The sequence below is a fragment of the Citrobacter sp. LST-B2 genome (assembly GCF_057983045.1).
Genome location: NZ_CP192598.1, coordinates 86,723 through 103,108 on the forward strand (window position 1 = coordinate 86,723; position 16,386 = coordinate 103,108).

General features: G+C 52.0%; 13 protein-coding genes. 4 read left to right on the top strand and 9 right to left on the bottom strand.

From position 1 onward, the window contains the following. Both ACQ0PY_RS00410 and ACQ0PY_RS00415 read left to right on the top strand, forming a co-directional pair. On the top strand, positions 1–1,167 hold the full coding sequence (locus ACQ0PY_RS00410) for a hypothetical protein (protein WP_042998647.1): 1,167 nt from the start codon (positions 1–3) through the stop codon (positions 1,165–1,167). Between the two features lie 83 nt (positions 1,168–1,250). Then, positions 1,251–1,589 carry a hypothetical protein gene (locus ACQ0PY_RS00415; protein ID WP_099433934.1) on the top strand — a complete coding sequence of 113 codons (339 nt, stop codon included), beginning with the start codon at positions 1,251–1,253 and terminating at the stop codon, positions 1,587–1,589. Between the two features lie 168 nt (positions 1,590–1,757). Here ACQ0PY_RS00415 and ACQ0PY_RS00420 read toward each other — a convergent pair whose 3' ends face one another. Both ACQ0PY_RS00420 and xanP read right to left on the bottom strand, forming a co-directional pair. Further along, positions 1,758–3,491: an AsmA family protein gene (locus tag ACQ0PY_RS00420; protein WP_054177229.1), complete on the bottom strand. Its 1,734-nt coding sequence runs from the start codon at positions 3,489–3,491 to the stop codon at positions 1,758–1,760. A gap of 121 nt (positions 3,492–3,612) precedes the next feature. Beyond that, positions 3,613–5,004, bottom strand: coding sequence for a xanthine/proton symporter XanP (gene xanP, locus ACQ0PY_RS00425; RefSeq protein ID WP_109739703.1), 1,392 nt, complete (start codon positions 5,002–5,004; stop codon positions 3,613–3,615). Between the two features lie 230 nt (positions 5,005–5,234). On the opposite strand from xanP, the gene gltS reads away from it, so the two are divergent. After that, complete coding sequence (gltS, locus tag ACQ0PY_RS00430; protein WP_042998644.1) at positions 5,235–6,440, top strand: sodium/glutamate symporter; 1,206 nt, start codon at positions 5,235–5,237, stop codon at positions 6,438–6,440. Between the two features lie 51 nt (positions 6,441–6,491). On the opposite strand, the gene recG is transcribed toward gltS, so the two are convergent. Genes recG through gmk form a run of 5 tightly spaced genes read right to left on the bottom strand, consistent with a single transcriptional unit; the run spans position 6,492 to position 12,354 of the window. After that, positions 6,492–8,573, bottom strand: a complete 2,082-nt coding sequence (recG, locus tag ACQ0PY_RS00435; RefSeq protein ID WP_044254388.1) for an ATP-dependent DNA helicase RecG — start codon at positions 8,571–8,573, stop codon at positions 6,492–6,494. A gap of 3 nt (positions 8,574–8,576) precedes the next feature. Then, a complete protein-coding gene (gene trmH, locus ACQ0PY_RS00440; protein ID WP_042998642.1) occupies positions 8,577–9,266 on the bottom strand; it encodes a tRNA (guanosine(18)-2'-O)-methyltransferase TrmH in 690 nt (229 codons plus the stop codon). A gap of 4 nt (positions 9,267–9,270) precedes the next feature. Beyond that, positions 9,271–11,382: a bifunctional GTP diphosphokinase/guanosine-3',5'-bis pyrophosphate 3'-pyrophosphohydrolase gene (spoT, locus tag ACQ0PY_RS00445; RefSeq protein ID WP_109739702.1), complete on the bottom strand. Its 2,112-nt coding sequence runs from the start codon at positions 11,380–11,382 to the stop codon at positions 9,271–9,273. 18 nt (positions 11,383–11,400) lie between these two features. Beyond that, positions 11,401–11,676: a DNA-directed RNA polymerase subunit omega gene (gene rpoZ / locus ACQ0PY_RS00450; RefSeq protein WP_000135058.1), complete on the bottom strand. Its 276-nt coding sequence runs from the start codon at positions 11,674–11,676 to the stop codon at positions 11,401–11,403. Positions 11,677–11,730: 54 nt separating this feature from the next. Further along, positions 11,731–12,354 carry a guanylate kinase gene (gene gmk, locus ACQ0PY_RS00455; RefSeq protein WP_042998640.1) on the bottom strand — a complete coding sequence of 208 codons (624 nt, stop codon included), beginning with the start codon at positions 12,352–12,354 and terminating at the stop codon, positions 11,731–11,733. Positions 12,355–12,611: 257 nt separating this feature from the next. Between gmk and ligB the strand changes: the two genes are divergently transcribed. Further along, positions 12,612–14,297: an NAD-dependent DNA ligase LigB gene (ligB, locus tag ACQ0PY_RS00460; protein WP_058587386.1), complete on the top strand. Its 1,686-nt coding sequence runs from the start codon at positions 12,612–12,614 to the stop codon at positions 14,295–14,297. Here ligB and ACQ0PY_RS00465 read toward each other — a convergent pair. Then, on the bottom strand, positions 14,294–14,911 hold the full coding sequence (locus tag ACQ0PY_RS00465; protein WP_042998638.1) for a trimeric intracellular cation channel family protein: 618 nt from the start codon (positions 14,909–14,911) through the stop codon (positions 14,294–14,296). The genes ligB and ACQ0PY_RS00465 overlap by 4 nt on opposite strands. 318 nt (positions 14,912–15,229) lie before the next feature. Beyond that, positions 15,230–16,297, bottom strand: coding sequence for a hypothetical protein (locus ACQ0PY_RS00470; protein WP_334262957.1), 1,068 nt, complete (start codon positions 16,295–16,297; stop codon positions 15,230–15,232). Positions 16,298–16,386: the final 89 nt, after the last annotated feature.

The following is a 16,386-nucleotide window of genomic DNA, read 5'->3' on the forward strand; positions in this document are numbered from 1 at the left end:
ATGGCAATTTACCAACTCAGTACCCGTATTAATTCTAATGTCCCGGCTGATTCACTTCTGTATGACCTGCAAATTTACCGCATGGACACTGAAAGGAATAAACACCTTCTTGTGGATGTGCAAAAACAGCAGTTTCTCGGGAATTATGAAACACAGAAGCATATGACCAGAAATATAAATGAATCACTCTCGACTATTTATATTATGGAAATGAAGGTTTATCGAAAAACGATGTTACATACGCACTGTGTAACGCCTGTTCCGTTCACTAAGATGTATACATTGGAAGAATTCGCGTCAGGCAAAGCCTTGTCTTCAGTCAAGCGGGAGAACCCTTGTTATTTTGAATCAAAAGGAACCATGAAGCCTGAAGGTCAAGGGGGTGAAATAAAGCAAATTAAAATCACTATCCCAGAACGCCCATTTATTGCTAGAGAATATCCTATCGGAACTCCTCTGGATCCGTTTGAAAAAAACAAAATTGAAGCAGATATTCAGGATAGATTCTGCAATCTCTCTTATCCTTCTCAATTAGGGGCTAGTCTGTGTGGTCCTGCTACTTTTTTTTACTGTCTGCAAAAAGATCGCCCTGATGTTTATGCACAGGCTGCTCGTGAACTTTGGCGATATGGTAAAACCAGAATCGGTGACCTTAAGATAGAACCTGGTGAGGGATGCCGCCATCCTGCGGGTCAGTTTTATGACAATATCTCAGGACTTGACTGGATGACGCTTGCAGGCCTAAGGGATTCAGAAAATGCGATATTTAGTTTTGATACCCTTGATTCCCCTGTCGCCGGTGTTACCTTGTGGCATACACTAACAGACTGGTTTGAAAAAGCAGGCTATGAAAAAGTATTTAGTAATGTCGGCGTTTCTCAGGTAGGAGTCCAGGGAATCAATGCGTTAAATAAATATGTTGCACAGGGATATAAAGTAGTCACGCTTATTAATGATAGTTTGTTAAGAGACAGTTCTGCCGAGCATACCACATATCCGACTCACTGGATTGTCTGGAATGGCCCTGTGACTCAGGGGAATGACGGCTTTGTTAATTTAAGTCTATTCTCATGGGGTGAAGTGTCAGAGCAAATAAAATCACAGAAAGATCTATCATTCTTTATTCGTCGGTTCTTTGGAGGGGTGGTTTTTAAACCATTGAAATAATCATGTTATATTTTCGTTTTTTCATAATCATATGCCTGGTGTCTCTTTCAGGGTGCAGTATTTTAAGTCCAAAGGCTGAATATATGCCGAATAACAAAATATTACCAGAAGCCGAAGTAGGCAAACCATATCTTTATAAAATTAAAATCTTGGGCGGACGTGTTTTTGGTGGAGTACAAAGAAAAGCAGGTGTTATAGAACCTGATGATACAGGGATTTTTTTACGTAATTGTCGATTACCTGACTCAGTGATTACAGCTGATACAAGGGATACTAAGGATCATAACTGTATTGAAGTCTATGGCGTACCCACAAAAACGGGCGCTATAAAAATAAATATTAGCGGTGGAATATATGGAAGCATGATCGCTCCAGCTAGCTATTTCAGTAAAGATTATACGTTAAATATAGTGAAGCCCTGAAGCAGAAAGGAGCTTCTTAAAAGAGTTTGGTATGAACACTGAACTGCCCCATCAAGATATGAGAGGGTAAAAAACAATCTTGATATGCAATAATTTTTAATATCCAAACCGCCCCCTCAGAGACAGAACGCTCCCGGATAATGAATATCCGGGAGCGCTAAGGAGAGATTATGGCGTAACGGGCGCGGGGGAAACGGGGGCCGGTTCGGTCGACGTCACTTCACCCGCGGAGACGACTCCGGCCTGCATGGTTTGCGTGACCTGCTGTTTATTCGCATTCACGGCGTGCAATTGCCCATTCACTGTGGGCTTGAGCGGCGCGTCTGCCTGCACCGTTCCGCTGGCTGTCAGCTGAATATTACCGTCACCGGCGATCGGCAGTGCCGGCCAGCCCCATTGCTGTAGAACGTTCACCGGGACACCGCGGCCATTCAGGCTGATCTGTGTCTGGCGCGGCGGTAACTGTGACACGCTGGCGGTCGCTTCCAGAATCCCTCTTTCCGTAAAAGCGCTCAGTTCGCTGATATTCACCGTGTTGGCGTTGGCAGCTAAAGACAAGGAGGGGCGGCGCACGTCAACGCGGTTGAAGGTGGCGGCGGCGGCATTCAGGGTCGCGTTTCCGCTCCAGACGCCCCATTTCTGGTTCTGGACCAGCCCCAGATTCGCGCCATAACCATCCAGCGCGGTCAACTGCCACGGGAATGTCGGGTCGATATCAATCACCAGGTTGCGGCTGGCAGTAAATTTCTTCAGCGTCAGGCTGTTCAGCCATGTCGGCAGCGGTTGCATCCAGCGCTGTTTCCAGTTTTCCGGCAGGGTGTACTCGATGCCCGCGATGGCTGCGTCATCGAGGATAAGGGCTTTACCTTCCCGCAGCCAGTTGCCGGAAGTCCTGACCATTCCGCCTTCCCAGCGGGTAGTGAACTGGCGCAGCGCGATACCTTGCGGCGAAAACTCGGCATTCAGAATAGGGTCGAACAGATGCAACGAGCCAAAAATGAACTCGCTGGCATTCATCGACAATTTGCCTTCCTGCGTCTGCCAGTCGTCCTTGCTGAAGGTCAGATTGCGCAAACTAAGGTCAAGGTCAGTGACTGCCCAGTCTGGTCCCTGTAGACGCGCGTCAGTGACCTCAAGGCGATTAATCTGTAGCGATGGAATGGCGTTCAGCGGCGCGAAAAAGTCGGCCAGCGATTTATCGCTTTGCAGTCGGATGTCGTTCAGCCGCAGATTCTCCACCATCCAACTGCCATCAGCATGGCGTTTTGCTACACCGGTTAACGCACCGCGCGCGATATCTGCGCCGATAGTGCTTAATGTCACCTGTTCGTTATCGATACTGCCTTCAATCAGTACGTTAGCAGCAGGAACGTCATTTAGTGTCAGAGAACCCGCGCTGAGCTGAATCTGCGCTTTGCTGCCGAGCACTTTACCGGCTTCGGGCAGCCAGGGAATGATGCCACCATTAACCCGCTGAGCGCTCAGATCCCACTCGCTGCCCGGGCTATTAAGCGCCATATCCTGCAACTGCAGGCGGTCAGACTGAAAGGGGAGCGGTGCCGTCTGAGGCGAAATATTAAGGGTACCGTTTTGAAGCAGGATCGTATCGACATGCCGTGGATGTGTCAGTTGGCGAGTACTCAGCCCAATATCGACCGCTTTTGCCACGAGCGTGGCTGGTTGACCATCACGCCCAAAGGTGACGTTTTTCAGCAGGATATGTGAAGGAGAAGAAAAACGATGGTCCATCGCCTCAAAGGATAACTGATAGTCGCTGTGCTCAGATATCCAGGCACTGATGTGTTCTGCGCCCCAGCGCGTTTGCAGCAGGAAATAGAGGCCGAGAATCACCACCAGAAGGGCGATCAGCACATAGAGAATCAGCTTTCCAATAAATTTCATGGTCTTCCATCCTGCGAAGGGCACATAGTTGAGTTATGCACGATTTACGCGCAATCCTCAAGGCAGGAATCGTGAAAGAGTATGATAGCGACGGTGAATTTGAATCACCGTCGCATAGCCTTTACTGCTTTTCAGGCGGGAAACTCAGGTTCAGTACGATAGCGGTTATACCACCCGCAGCAATACCGGAAGAGAGCAGGTTTTTCACCCAGTCAGGTGCAAACTGGAGGATCAGCGGCTGCTGAGAGACGCCAAGACCGACAGCCAGTGACAGCGCAATAATCAGGATTGCGCGGCGGTTCAGGGGTTCGCGGGAAACAATGCGCACGCCAGAGGCCGCGATAGTCCCGAACATAACCAGCGTTGCCCCGCCGAGCACTGGCTCAGGGATATGCTGCACAAAGCCGCTCACCGCCGGGAACAAACCGAGCACGATCAGCATCAGCGCAACCACAAAGCCAACGTAGCGGCTGGCCACGCCGGTTAACTGAATGACCCCGTTGTTCTGTCCGAAACAGGAGTTTGGGAAAGTGTTAAAGACCGCAGAGACGAAGGAGTTCAGGCCGTTTGCCAGCACACCGCCCTTCAGACGTTTCATGTACAGCGGGCCAGAGACGGGCTGTTCGGAAACGTCGGACGTTGCGGTGATATCGCCGATGGTTTCCAGCGAGGTAATCATAAACACCAGCATCAACGGCAGCAGCAGATTCCAGTCAATGCCCAGCCCGTAGTACAACGGCGTCGGCACCATGATCAGATCCTGGGAGGCTGGCGCGTTGTTTTCCGGCAGCATGCCCATAAACCATGCCAGCGCATAGCCCGCCGCCATAGCGATAACCAGTGAAGCCACGCGCAGGTACGGGTTACGCTGGCGGTTGAGCAGAATAATCAGCAGCAGCACAACGCCTGCCAGCATCAGATTCTTGGGCGCTCCGAACGTGTTGTCGCTCATCGCGGCATAACCACCACCGATGGACGTCAGCCCCACCTGAATCAGCGACAGACCGATAATCATCACCACTACGCCCGAGACCAGCGGGGTGATGATACGACGCGCGAGATGCAGAATCCGGGAGAGCACCATCTCCGTGCAACTGGCCAGCATCAGGGTGCCAAACAGCGCCGCCATCATCGTGGGGACGTCTGCACCGCCGGTTTTCAGTGCGGTACCGCCCATAATCAGCGGTGCCACGAAGTTAAAACTGGTGCCCTGAATCGATAACAACCCTGAACCCACCGGACCCCAGGCTTTAATCTGAATAATGGAGGCCACGCCAGAGGCGAACAGCGACATACTGATAATGTGTTGCGTATCCTGAGCCGGTAACCCCAGCGCCTGACAGATGAGCAGCGCCGGCGTAATGACCGCAACGAACATCGCCAACAGATGCTGACAGGCGGCAAACAGGGTTTGCGGAAGCGGCGGGCGATCTTCAAGACGATAAATCAGTTCGCTGTTTTGAGTCTGCGCAACCGGTTGCGCATTTTCCGACTCGAGGGTGTTAACAGACATCAATGATAATCCCGTGATGACAAAGCGGGCATTTTATCTGACCAGATGGTAAAAGCAAACGTTTGCGAGTGGGTATTCTTAATATTTAAAATAGATGAAATCACATTTTTATATAACTTTTCCCTCTTTTCTGCTTAAAATCCATGCCGAATTACTACTAAAAGCTAAAAATATCCGCAGGAATAAGACATCAGTGCGTAACTGATTCAGACGTACTCAAGGAGCTTTGTATGTTTCAACTCGATACCTTATCAACCCTCGTTGCCGCAACGCTGACGTTGCTACTGGGGCGTAAACTGGTTCAGTCAGTCTCCTTCCTCAAGAAATATACGATTCCTGAACCCGTTGCTGGTGGGTTGCTGGTCGCATTGGCCCTGTTAGTACTGAAAAAGAGCATGGGCTGGGAAGTGAATTTCGATATGACGTTGCGCGATCCGCTGATGCTGGCGTTTTTCGCCACCATCGGTTTAAACGCCAACATCGCCAGCTTACGGGCGGGCGGTCGCGTGGTGGGAATTTTCCTGATCGTCGTCGTGGGGTTGCTGCTGATGCAAAATGCCATCGGCATTGGGATGGCCAGCCTGCTGGGACTTGATCCACTGATGGGGTTGATTGCTGGTTCGATCACGTTGTCTGGCGGCCACGGTACTGGTGCCGCCTGGAGCAAGCTGTTTATCGAACGCTACGGCTTTGCTAACGCGACGGAAGTGGCGATGGCGTGCGCCACCTTTGGTCTGGTTCTTGGTGGGCTGATCGGCGGGCCTGTGGCACGTTATCTGGTCAAACACTCCACCACGCCGGACGGTATTCCGGACGATCTGGAAGTGCCTACCGCCTTTGAAAAGCCGGACGTCGGGCGCATGATCACCTCGCTGGTACTGATTGAAACCATTGCGCTTATCGCCATCTGTCTCACCGTGGGTAAGATCGTTGCGCAATTGCTGGCGGGGACAGTGTTTGAGCTGCCCACGTTTGTCTGCGTGTTGTTTGTCGGCGTGATTGTCAGTAACGGCCTGGCGCTGGTAGGTTTTTATCGCGTTTTTGAGCGTGCAGTCTCTGTTCTCGGGAACGTCAGCCTGTCGCTGTTTCTGGCCATGGCGCTGATGAGCCTGAAGCTGTGGGAACTGGCTTCACTGGCGCTGCCGATGCTGGCAATCCTGGTGGTGCAGTCCATCTTTATGGCGCTGTACGCGATATTTGTCACCTGGCGAATGATGGGCAAAAACTACGATGCAGCTGTGTTGGCGGCGGGACACTGCGGCTTTGGTCTGGGGGCGACGCCAACCGCGATTGCCAATATGCAGGCGATTACCGAACGTTTTGGTCCATCCCATATGGCGTTTCTGGTGGTGCCGATGGTCGGCGCGTTTTTCATTGATATCGTCAACGCGCTGGTGATTAAATTGTATTTACTGTTGCCTATTTTTGCGCAATAACGAGAAGGTGCGGTGGTGATGAACCACCGCGCTTTTGCATCGCCATCAGGATCAGGCGTTAGAATAGCGTTCTGTTTCAGGCATCCAGCGTTCGATTAACGCTTTTGCCTCTTGTGGGTAACGTTCATGAATATGACGAGCAATACGCTGAACTTCCGGAATAATGGCCTGATCTCGCAGTAAATCCGCCACTTTGAATTCGGCATTCCCCGTCTGCCGCGTACCCAGCAATTCACCGGGTCCGCGAATTTCGAGATCTTTTTGCGCAATCACAAAGCCATCGCTGCTGTCGCGTAACACCTGCAGGCGTTTCTGGGCCGTTTTCGATAACGGCGACTTGTAGAGTAGTACGCAGTGTGAGGCCACCGCGCCACGGCCGACGCGTCCACGTAGCTGGTGTAACTGTGCTAAACCGAGACGTTCCGGGTTTTCGATGATCATCAGACTGGCATTAGGGACATCCACACCGACTTCAATCACCGTGGTGGCGACAAGCAGGTGCAGTTCGCCCTGTTTAAACGCCGCCATCACCGCCTGTTTTTCGGCAGGCTTCATGCGCCCGTGGACCAGCCCGACGTTTAGTTCTGGTAACGCGAGTTTTAACTCTTCCCATGTGGCTTCAGCGGCCTGCGCTTCTAACAAATCAGATTCTTCAATCAGCGTACAGACCCAGTAGGCCTGGCGACCTTCCTGCGTACAGGCGTTGCGCACGCGGTCAATAATATCGCTGCGACGCGTATCTGGAATGGCAACCGTTGTGACGGGAGTGCGTCCGGGGGGCAGTTCGTCAATGACGGAGGTATCGAGATCTGCGTAGGCGGTCATCGCCAGCGTCCGAGGAATAGGCGTAGCGGTCATGATCAACTGATGCGGATGGAAACCCTGTTGCTGGCCTTTTTCCCACAGTGCGAGGCGCTGATGCACGCCAAAACGATGCTGCTCGTCGATGATGACCAGCGCAAGACCGTTGAACTGCACCTGTTCCTGAAAGATCGCGTGCGTTCCTACCACCATTTGTACCTGTCCGCTGGCAATCGCATCTTGTTGCGCCAGACGCGCTTTGCCTTTCTGCTTGCCCGCCAGCCAGCCGACTTCGACACCCAGTGGAGCAAACCAGTTACGGAAGTTGTTGGCATGCTGCTCCGCCAGTAACTCGGTCGGGGCCATCAGCGCGACCTGTTTTCCATGCGCAATCGCTCGCAGAGCGGCGAGTGCGGCGACCAGCGTTTTACCGGAGCCGACATCACCCTGCACCAGACGCATCATGGGGATATCGAGCGCCATATCGTGCTCGATTTCCGCTACCACGCGGGCTTGCGCACCAGTCGGCTTAAAGGGCAGCGAGGCTAACAGTTGATTTTTCAGCGTGTCGTTGGCGCTCAGTGGTTGAGCATGAAAACGCTGTGCGCCTGCACGGAGCGCCAGCATACTCAGGTTATGCGCCAGCAACTCTTCCAGAATCAGACGACGTTGCGCCGGGTGCTGCCCGGTTTCGAGATCGCTTAACTGGAGCGTCGGCGGTGGGCGATGCAGCGTGCGAAGCGCTTCAGGCAGACTGAGCATGCCCTGCAGCAATTCCGGCGGTAAGAGTTCGGCAATGGCGCAGGTATCCAGCAGATCCAGCGCCTGATCGGTGAGCTTGCGCAGTGTTGCCTGTTTCACCCCTTCGGTAGTGGGATAAACCGGGGTGAGGGTTTCCTGCAATGTTGGTGTACTGAGATCGCCCTGGACACGGTATTCCGGGTGGATCATCTCTGCACCGTACTTCCCGCGCTTCGCTTCGCCATAAGCCAGTACGCGTCGTCCGGTGGCGAGGCTGTTTTTCATCGCCGCGTTGAAGTTGAAAAAGCGCATTGTCAGGATGCCGGTACCGTCGCTGATCTGACAGGTCATCATCCGGCGACCCCCGAAAGTGATGTTACAGTTCAGCACTTCCCCTTCGACAGTGGCGTATACGCCGGGCAGCAGTTCGCCAATGGGATAGAGTTGGGTGCGGTCTTCATAACGCAGAGGGAGGTGTAACAGCAGATCCTGCACGGTGTGCAGACCAATTTTTGCCAGTTTGCTGCTCTGCGCTGCGCCAACGCCCGTTAGTGAACTGAGCGGGACAGCATCTAACAGGCGCCCACTCATGATTTACTTCGCCGCCTGCATGGTGGACCACCAGGCATCATCGGCTTCAATCGCACCTTGCTGATTGATATGCGGATAGGGCAGCCCTTTGCGTTTGGCGACTTTCGCCAGTACCGGATAGCCGCCTTCAAACAACAGGCGCTGCTGTTCGCCTTCCGGCAACATGCTGTTTTCGCGCAGATACATCCCGGCATTCTGCCGCTGGCGCTGCGCTTCATACAGAATCAGCGCTGAAGCAACGGAAACGTTAAGCGATTGAACCATGCCGATCATCGGGATGATGATATCCTGATCCGCCAGGTCCAGCGCTTCCTGGGTAATACCCGTTTTCTCCTGCCCCATCAGGATACAGGTCGGACGTGTGTAATCGATTTCGCGGAAATCGACGGCATTATCAGAGAGATGAGTTGCCAGAACCTGCATGCCCCGGCCTTTTAAATGCGTGACGGCATCGCCAATTGTGCGGTGGGTTTTCACCTGCACCCAACTGTTGCTGCCTGCCGCTGCTGAGGCCATGGTGCGCATACGACTGCCTGGCCAGACGGCGTGGACTTCGTGGACGCCGACGGCATCTGCAGTACGAATAATCGCAGAAACGTTATGAGGTTTGTGGACCTGCTCCATGCAAACGGTCAGGTCCGGCTGGCGCCTGGCGAGCATCTCACAAATACGTGCATAGCGCTGTAGGTTCATAAAACTAGTTTCGGTTACGGGTGACTTTTATCACGTCAGGCATCACGCGAATTTTGCGCATGATATTCGCCAGGTGAACACGGTCGCGCGCAGTAAGGCGAATAAAGGCGCTGTAGACGCGACCATCCTTCTCTTCAGTATTCAGGCTCTGAATATTAGAGGTGGTGGTGTTGATCGCCGCCGTCAGATTTGCCAGCGCACCCTGGTGGTTAAACATATCCACTTTGATCTCGGTGATGAATTCCTGCTCCGTCTCTTTGTCCCATTCCACCGCCATAAACTTCTCTGGCTCTTTCTGGTAACCACGGATGTTACGGCAGGATTCATGGTGAATGACCAGGCCTTTACCCGGACTGACGTGGGCAATGATCGGATCGCCCGGAATCGGACGACAGCATTTGGCAAAGGTAATCAGCACGCCATCTGCGCCTTTAATAGGCAAATGACCGTGGCCGGGCATAGCAGGTTGGATTGCGGAGGCATCGCCCTGCTGCAGGTTTTTCGCTACCACCACGCTCATGGCATTGCCGAGGCCGATTTCTGCCAGCAGATCGTCAAGCGTCGCAAGCTTCATCCGCTCAAGTTCACGCTGGATACTCTCTTGCGGGATTTCAGCCAGCTTACGACTGCCACCTAACGCATGGTTGAGCAGGCGACGTCCCAGACTGACAGAATCATCGCGCTTGAGGTTCTTCAGCAACTGGCGGATCTTGGCGCGGGCTTTTGAACTGACGACGAAGTTAAGCCATGCCGCGTTCGGACGAGCCCCCGGCGCGGTAATGATTTCGACCGTCTGACCGCTGGTCAGCGGCTGTGACAGCGGATAGGGCTGTCTGTCGACGCGTGCGCCGACGCAGGCATGACCGATATCGGTATGCACCGCATAAGCAAAGTCGACAGGAGTGGCACCGGCAGGCAGTTCGACAATGCGCCCTTCCGGTGTGAAAACGTAAATCTCATCCGGGAACAGATCGGATTTCACGCTCTCGATAAATTCAAACGAGCTACCTGCGCTTTGTTGCAGTTCCAGCAGGCTTTGCATCCAGCGCTGGGCACGAATCTGCGCGGTAGTACTGGTTTCGCCGTGCTCTTTATAAGCCCAGTGCGCCGCGACCCCCATTTCGGCCATCTGGTCCATATCCTCTGTACGGATTTGGACTTCAACCGGAACGCCGTGTGGACCGATCATCGACGTGTGCAAAGACTGATAGCCGTTCGCTTTTGGAATGGCGATGTAGTCTTTTACCCGTCCAGGACGCGGTTTATAGAGGCTGTGCATCTGGCCGAGCACGCGATAGCAGGTGTCGGCGTCATGGACGATTACGCGGAACGCATAGATATCCATGATGGAATGGAAACGCTGCTCTTTAAGCACCATCTTGCAATAGATGGAATAGAGGTGCTTTTCACGACCACTCACACAGCATGGAATTCCCGCTTCCTGCAGTCGCCCTTCGATTTCAGAGAGGATTTTTTGGATCATCTCTTTGCGGTTGCCGCGAGCGGCTTTAACCACCTCTTTAATCACGCGATAGCGGTTCGGGTACAGCGCCTCAAAACCCAGCTCTTCAAGCTCGGTTTTAATGTGATGAATACCTAAACGGTGCGCCAGCGGGCTATAGATCTCGAGGGTTTCACGGGCGATGCGGCGACGTTTGTCCGGGCGTAATGAGCCCAGCGTGCGCATGTTGTGGGTACGGTCGGCGAGTTTGATGAGAATGACGCGGATATCTTGCACCATCGCCATAATCATCTTGCGAAAGTTTTCGGCCTGCGCCTCTTTCTTATCGCGAAACTTGAGTTTATCAAGCTTCGACACCCCCTCTACCAGTTCAGCAACGCTTTTACCAAACAGCTGCTCCATGTCCTGGTAGGTGGCGGGAGTATCTTCGATCACGTCATGCAGCAGCGCAGCCATCAGTGTTTCATAGTCGAGTTTCATCTCGGCCAGAATACAGGCTACGGCAACAGGGTGCGTGATATAAGGTTCACCGCTTGAACGTGTCTGGCCCTCGTGAGCGTCACGTGCAACGAGATACGCCTGCCGAAGACGTTTGATTTGGTCTTCCGGCAGGTAGTGTTGAATCAGTTGATTCAGGCTTTCAAACAGATACAAGGGCGACCCGCTTTGTGATTAACGACGACCTTCAGCAATGGCGGTTACGGCTTGTAATTCAGCGGCTTCCTGCTCTTGCTGTTCCTGGCGCTCACGGACGTCGAGGATCTGGTTGTTGATCAGACCTTCTTCGATTTCGCGCAGCGCGATTACGGTAGTTTTATCGTTTTCTTCCGGTACGAGCGGATCCTTTCCGCCTACCTGCATCTGACGAGCGCGACGCGCGGCGACCAGTACCAGGTCAAAACGGTTACCAATTTTCTCTACAGCGTCCTGAACAGTTACGCGTGCCATACTTAAAATGCTCCACAGGTGAAGAAATGACTGGGCATGATACTGAAAGTGGGTTCAGTCTGCCAACAGTTTGCTGATTAAAGCGTCATGACGCTGCTTTTGGCGGCTCATGCGCAGACGTTCGGCGCGAATAATGGTTTTCAGATCGCCCAGGGCGGTGTCGAAGTCATCATTCACAATAAGATAATCATATTCGGCGTAATGGCTCATTTCTGCAACAGCTTGCGCCATACGTTTCGCAATCACCTCTTCGCTATCCTGTCCACGACCCCGCAAACGGCGGTCCAGTTCCAGTTTAGACGGCGGCAAAATAAAGATACTGCGCGCATGCGGCATCTTCTTACGAATTTGTTGCGCGCCCTGCCAGTCGATATCGAGAAAGACATCTACCCCGGAAGCCAGCACTTGCTCAATGGCTTCACGCGAGGTGCCATAGTAATTGCCAAAAACTTCTGCGTGTTCCAGAAACGCGTCGTTGCCAATCATGGTTCTGAATTCGTCATGATCCACAAAGAAATAATGTTCGCCGTGAACTTCACCCGGGCGCGGAGCGCGCGTCGTGTGCGAAACAGAAACCTGGGTGTCATACAACGGTTGGGTTTTTAACAAAGCCTGAATCAGGCTGGACTTACCCGCGCCACTGGGGGCAGAAACAATATAAAGCGTGCCTTGAGCCATGAGTATCTTACGTATGTGATTATCGAAAATGAACCTACATACGGGCTTATTATACACGTCACCGCTACGCGACGTAGTCTTTGTCACACTTTTTACGCCAGATTATTGCTTTTTGCGCGCCTGTTTCCTGATTTACGCAACATTCTCTGCAAATGAGCGGAATCACTGGAAGCCTGAACGCAATCTACACTTTTGTCGCTCGGCGCTGCCCACACAACGCGCTATATCTGCCTGGAAACGTACAGCGGAGAGTGGCGATGAAAGTTGGGACAGCGATATTGATGGGGTTGTGGTTATGGCAGGCGCAGTCCTGGGCGGTATGTCCGGTATGGTCGTCTGCGAGGGCTCACGAAGAGATCTCTCGTTTGCAACAGCAAATTGCGCAGTGGGATGACGCCTACTGGAAAGAGGGAGTGAGTGTGGTCGAAGACGGCGTCTACGATCAACTGCATGCACGACTGCTTCAGTGGCAGCACTGTTTTGCTGACGACTCTCCGCCCAGCCAGGCGTTGCCTTCACCGGGTGGTACGGTCCCTCATCCCGTCGCCCATACCGGGGTACAAAAGCTGCCTGACAAGCGAGCTGTGCAGCAATGGATGCGCGGGCACAACGATTTGTGGGTACAGCCGAAGGTTGATGGTGTGGCGGTTACGCTGAAATATCAACATGGCAAACTGACGCAGGCGATCAGCCGTGGCGATGGCCTGAAGGGCGAAGACTGGACGCAAAAAGTACAGCTGATGCCAGCCGTGCCGCAAACCGTGGCGGGGGCGCTGACAAACAGCGTGTTACAGGGTGAGATCTTTCTGCGACGGGAAGGGCATATCCAGCAAAAAATGGGCGGGATGAATGCCCGTTCGAAGGTGGCGGGTCTGCTGATGCGCAAGACCAGCGTAAGCGACTTATCATCACTGGGGATTTTTATCTGGGCCTGGCCTGATGGCCCGCAGACAATGTCCGAAAGAGTCAACCAGTTGAGTGCAGCGGGTTTTACACTAGCGAAGGCATTCACGCTGCCAGTTGACAACGTTGAGGCCGTGGAGCGGGCGCGTACGCACTGGTGGACGTCCGCTTTACCCTTCGTTACCGATGGGGTCGTTGTGCGAATGGACAAGGAACCTGCGTCCCACCAGTGGTTACCAGGGCAAGGGAGTTGGCTGGTTGCCTGGAAATACCCACCCGTTGCGCAGGTGGCGGAGGTCACCGCGATTCAATTTATGGTCGGCAAAAGCGGAAAAATCGCCGTTGTAGCAACACTTGCCCCCGTCATGCTGGATGATAAACGGGTACAACGGGTGAATATCGGTTCTGTAAATCGCTGGAAAGAGTGGGATATTGCCCCTGGCGATCAAATCCTGGTGAGCCTTGCTGGACAGGGGATCCCACGTATTGACGATGTCGTCTGGCGGAGTTCAGACCGGGTTAAACCGATACCTCCTGATAATCGCTTCAATTCATTGACTTGCTTTTTTGCTTCCGCATCGTGTCAGGAACAGTTTATCTCCCGCCTGGTCTGGTTGGGCTCTGGCGCTGTTTTAAAGCTGGACGGTGTGGGTGAGGCGGGCTGGCGGGCGCTTCATCAGCAGCATCACTTTGAACATATCTTTTCATGGCTGGCTTTAACTCAGGAGCAGATTCAGCACACGCCGGGATTTGCGAAAGCAAAAGGTGAGCAGGTATGGCATCAGTTTAATTTGGTTAGAAAACAGCCTTTTATTCGCTGGATACAAGCGTTAGGCATCCCGTTACCACTGGTGGCGCTCAATGCCAGTGGCGATCGTTCATGGCGGCAGTTGTCAGGGCGAACTGAATTGTACTGGCAACAACTTCCGGCAGTCGGCCCGCGTCGCGCACGTCAGGTGATGACATGGCTGGACAACGCGGAGGTCAAACAGCTGAGCCACTGGTTGGCAGCTCAGCAGATTGAGAGCTTCATTCCTTAGTGGCTTTCGTGGTGGTAGTAAAACACCGGCAAACCCAGTTTAAGGCGCAGCGCCAGAAGCCGGGCGACAAAGCCAAACATCAGGGTTGAGATAACCACGATATCCTGACTGGAAACATAGTGTTGCAGGACGATATACAGCACGGCAGAGGCGAATGAAACCCCGGCGTACAGCTCTTTCTGAAAAACGAGCGGAATACGTTTACAGAACATATCGCGCAGCACTCCACCGAAGACGCCGGTGGTGACTGCTGCAACGACGGCAATGATTGGCCCATGCCCCATATCCAGGGCCACCTGGGCGCCGATAATGGAAAAAACCACCAGGCCTAAGGCATCCAGTACCAGGAACACCTTGCGCAGGTAGGGCATGACGGGAGCCACAATAGTCGTCAGGACTGCCGCTGTGGCGACAATAATCACGTATTCGGGATGTTTAACCCAGCCCAGAGGATAGTGGCCGAGCAGAATATCGCGGACAGAGCCACCGCCGATGGCTGTTGCGGTGGCAATAATAATGACGCCGAATGTATCCATCCGACGACGACCCGCCGCCAGCGCGCCGGTCATGGCTTCGGCAGTGATTCCTATCAGGTACAAAACGTGTAACAGCATGACTCCCCCCAGTATTTTGGGGACAAAGAGTAACGATTTGTGCTCGTCGTCACGATTGAGATTTTCTAAGGTGAGTGATTTTTAATAACTTCAGGTAATGTGAAATCGTTATTCTTCTGCGGTGGTGCGTGGTATGAGGGTTTTTTTATCAATAAAATGAATGAGAAAAACTAAACTGAAGATGTCCACAATTTAGCGTGAGTCATGAAAAACGTAGCACCGCCATTGGCTGACGGGCTACGCGGAAAGACACCTTACTCGATGTTGGATCTGAATGTTGAGTAGTGCTATATATGCTTTGATTTACAAGTGTTTTATCTAATCGTCTTTTCGATTAGCTACACCCTTAAGTACACCGCAAGCAGATGCTATGTTGTATATGCTGCTTAATTGCTCAACGCAGCGTGGCCATAGATTCCAGATCTCACGTTCATCGAAAAGCACTGTTTTATGTCTGGTAAGCATGGCAGTCAAGCGTGAACGCCCTAGCTGTTGCTTAAGACCACTCTTCAAAGCTATGACGCTGGGCTCTTTGGGCAGGGCATGAAGGTATCCTTTGTTAAGCAGCTCCATCCCTAAGCCCTTAGAGCAGACCTGGAGTCGTTTGAAGGGGTTTCTCATCTCCATAAGTTGGGATAGCATCAAGGCATCCTTTTTCTTACTGGTTGGTTTAGCGCCTGGCTTGTATCGAGCTTCGATACGCAAGAAGCGCTTATGCTCATCCAGATTGATATTAATAAGTTTGGCACGATCCTTCAGAATGAGTTTTCTGTCACGGCGTGCATTAACTTTTTCATAACAATGAATATGTAGAAGAGAGCGATTGCTGCCTATTCTAACCCCAGGTAATCCATTTTCAGTATCGTAATACGTGCTCTTCCCTGCATTTTTTAATCCCCATAGGTAATCATCTAGCTTGCAGTTATATACATCAAGAGCTACGTCAATTCTTGTAACCCAAGCTCGAACAAGTAGCCGATAAAATATCTCCCCTAAGTTGCCATTTATCCATGATACTAAAGCATCTATTTTTGCTTTTTTCATATGTTGGGGATTAAAATCAAAACGTAGCCCTCCTGTATTAGGATGCTTCGGAACATAATCAATGTGCACTAGAACTGGGGAGTTCTTCTTTCTACTGTATATATTTAGTGATTTGCGATAAGGTTTTTCCTTTTTGTTTTTAATGTATTCAACTCGATATTTCCTTTCACTCCGCTGGTTCATTTTTTCCAGTTTACTATACGCTTCCTTTTTTTCCTCTTCAGGAAGAAAATCACTAACTACAGTTAACTTATCAATTCTTATTCTTAGGTTATGCCCGTCATTACCGTTACCGATATTTAAAGATTGGCATATATCTATGTTGCTTCTGTGTAATAACATAACTATTCCTTCTCAGAATAGTGAGAGTTACAGCCCATATGAGGCCATAATCAGCATATGAATCAATATCAGTTATTACTCTCACTATT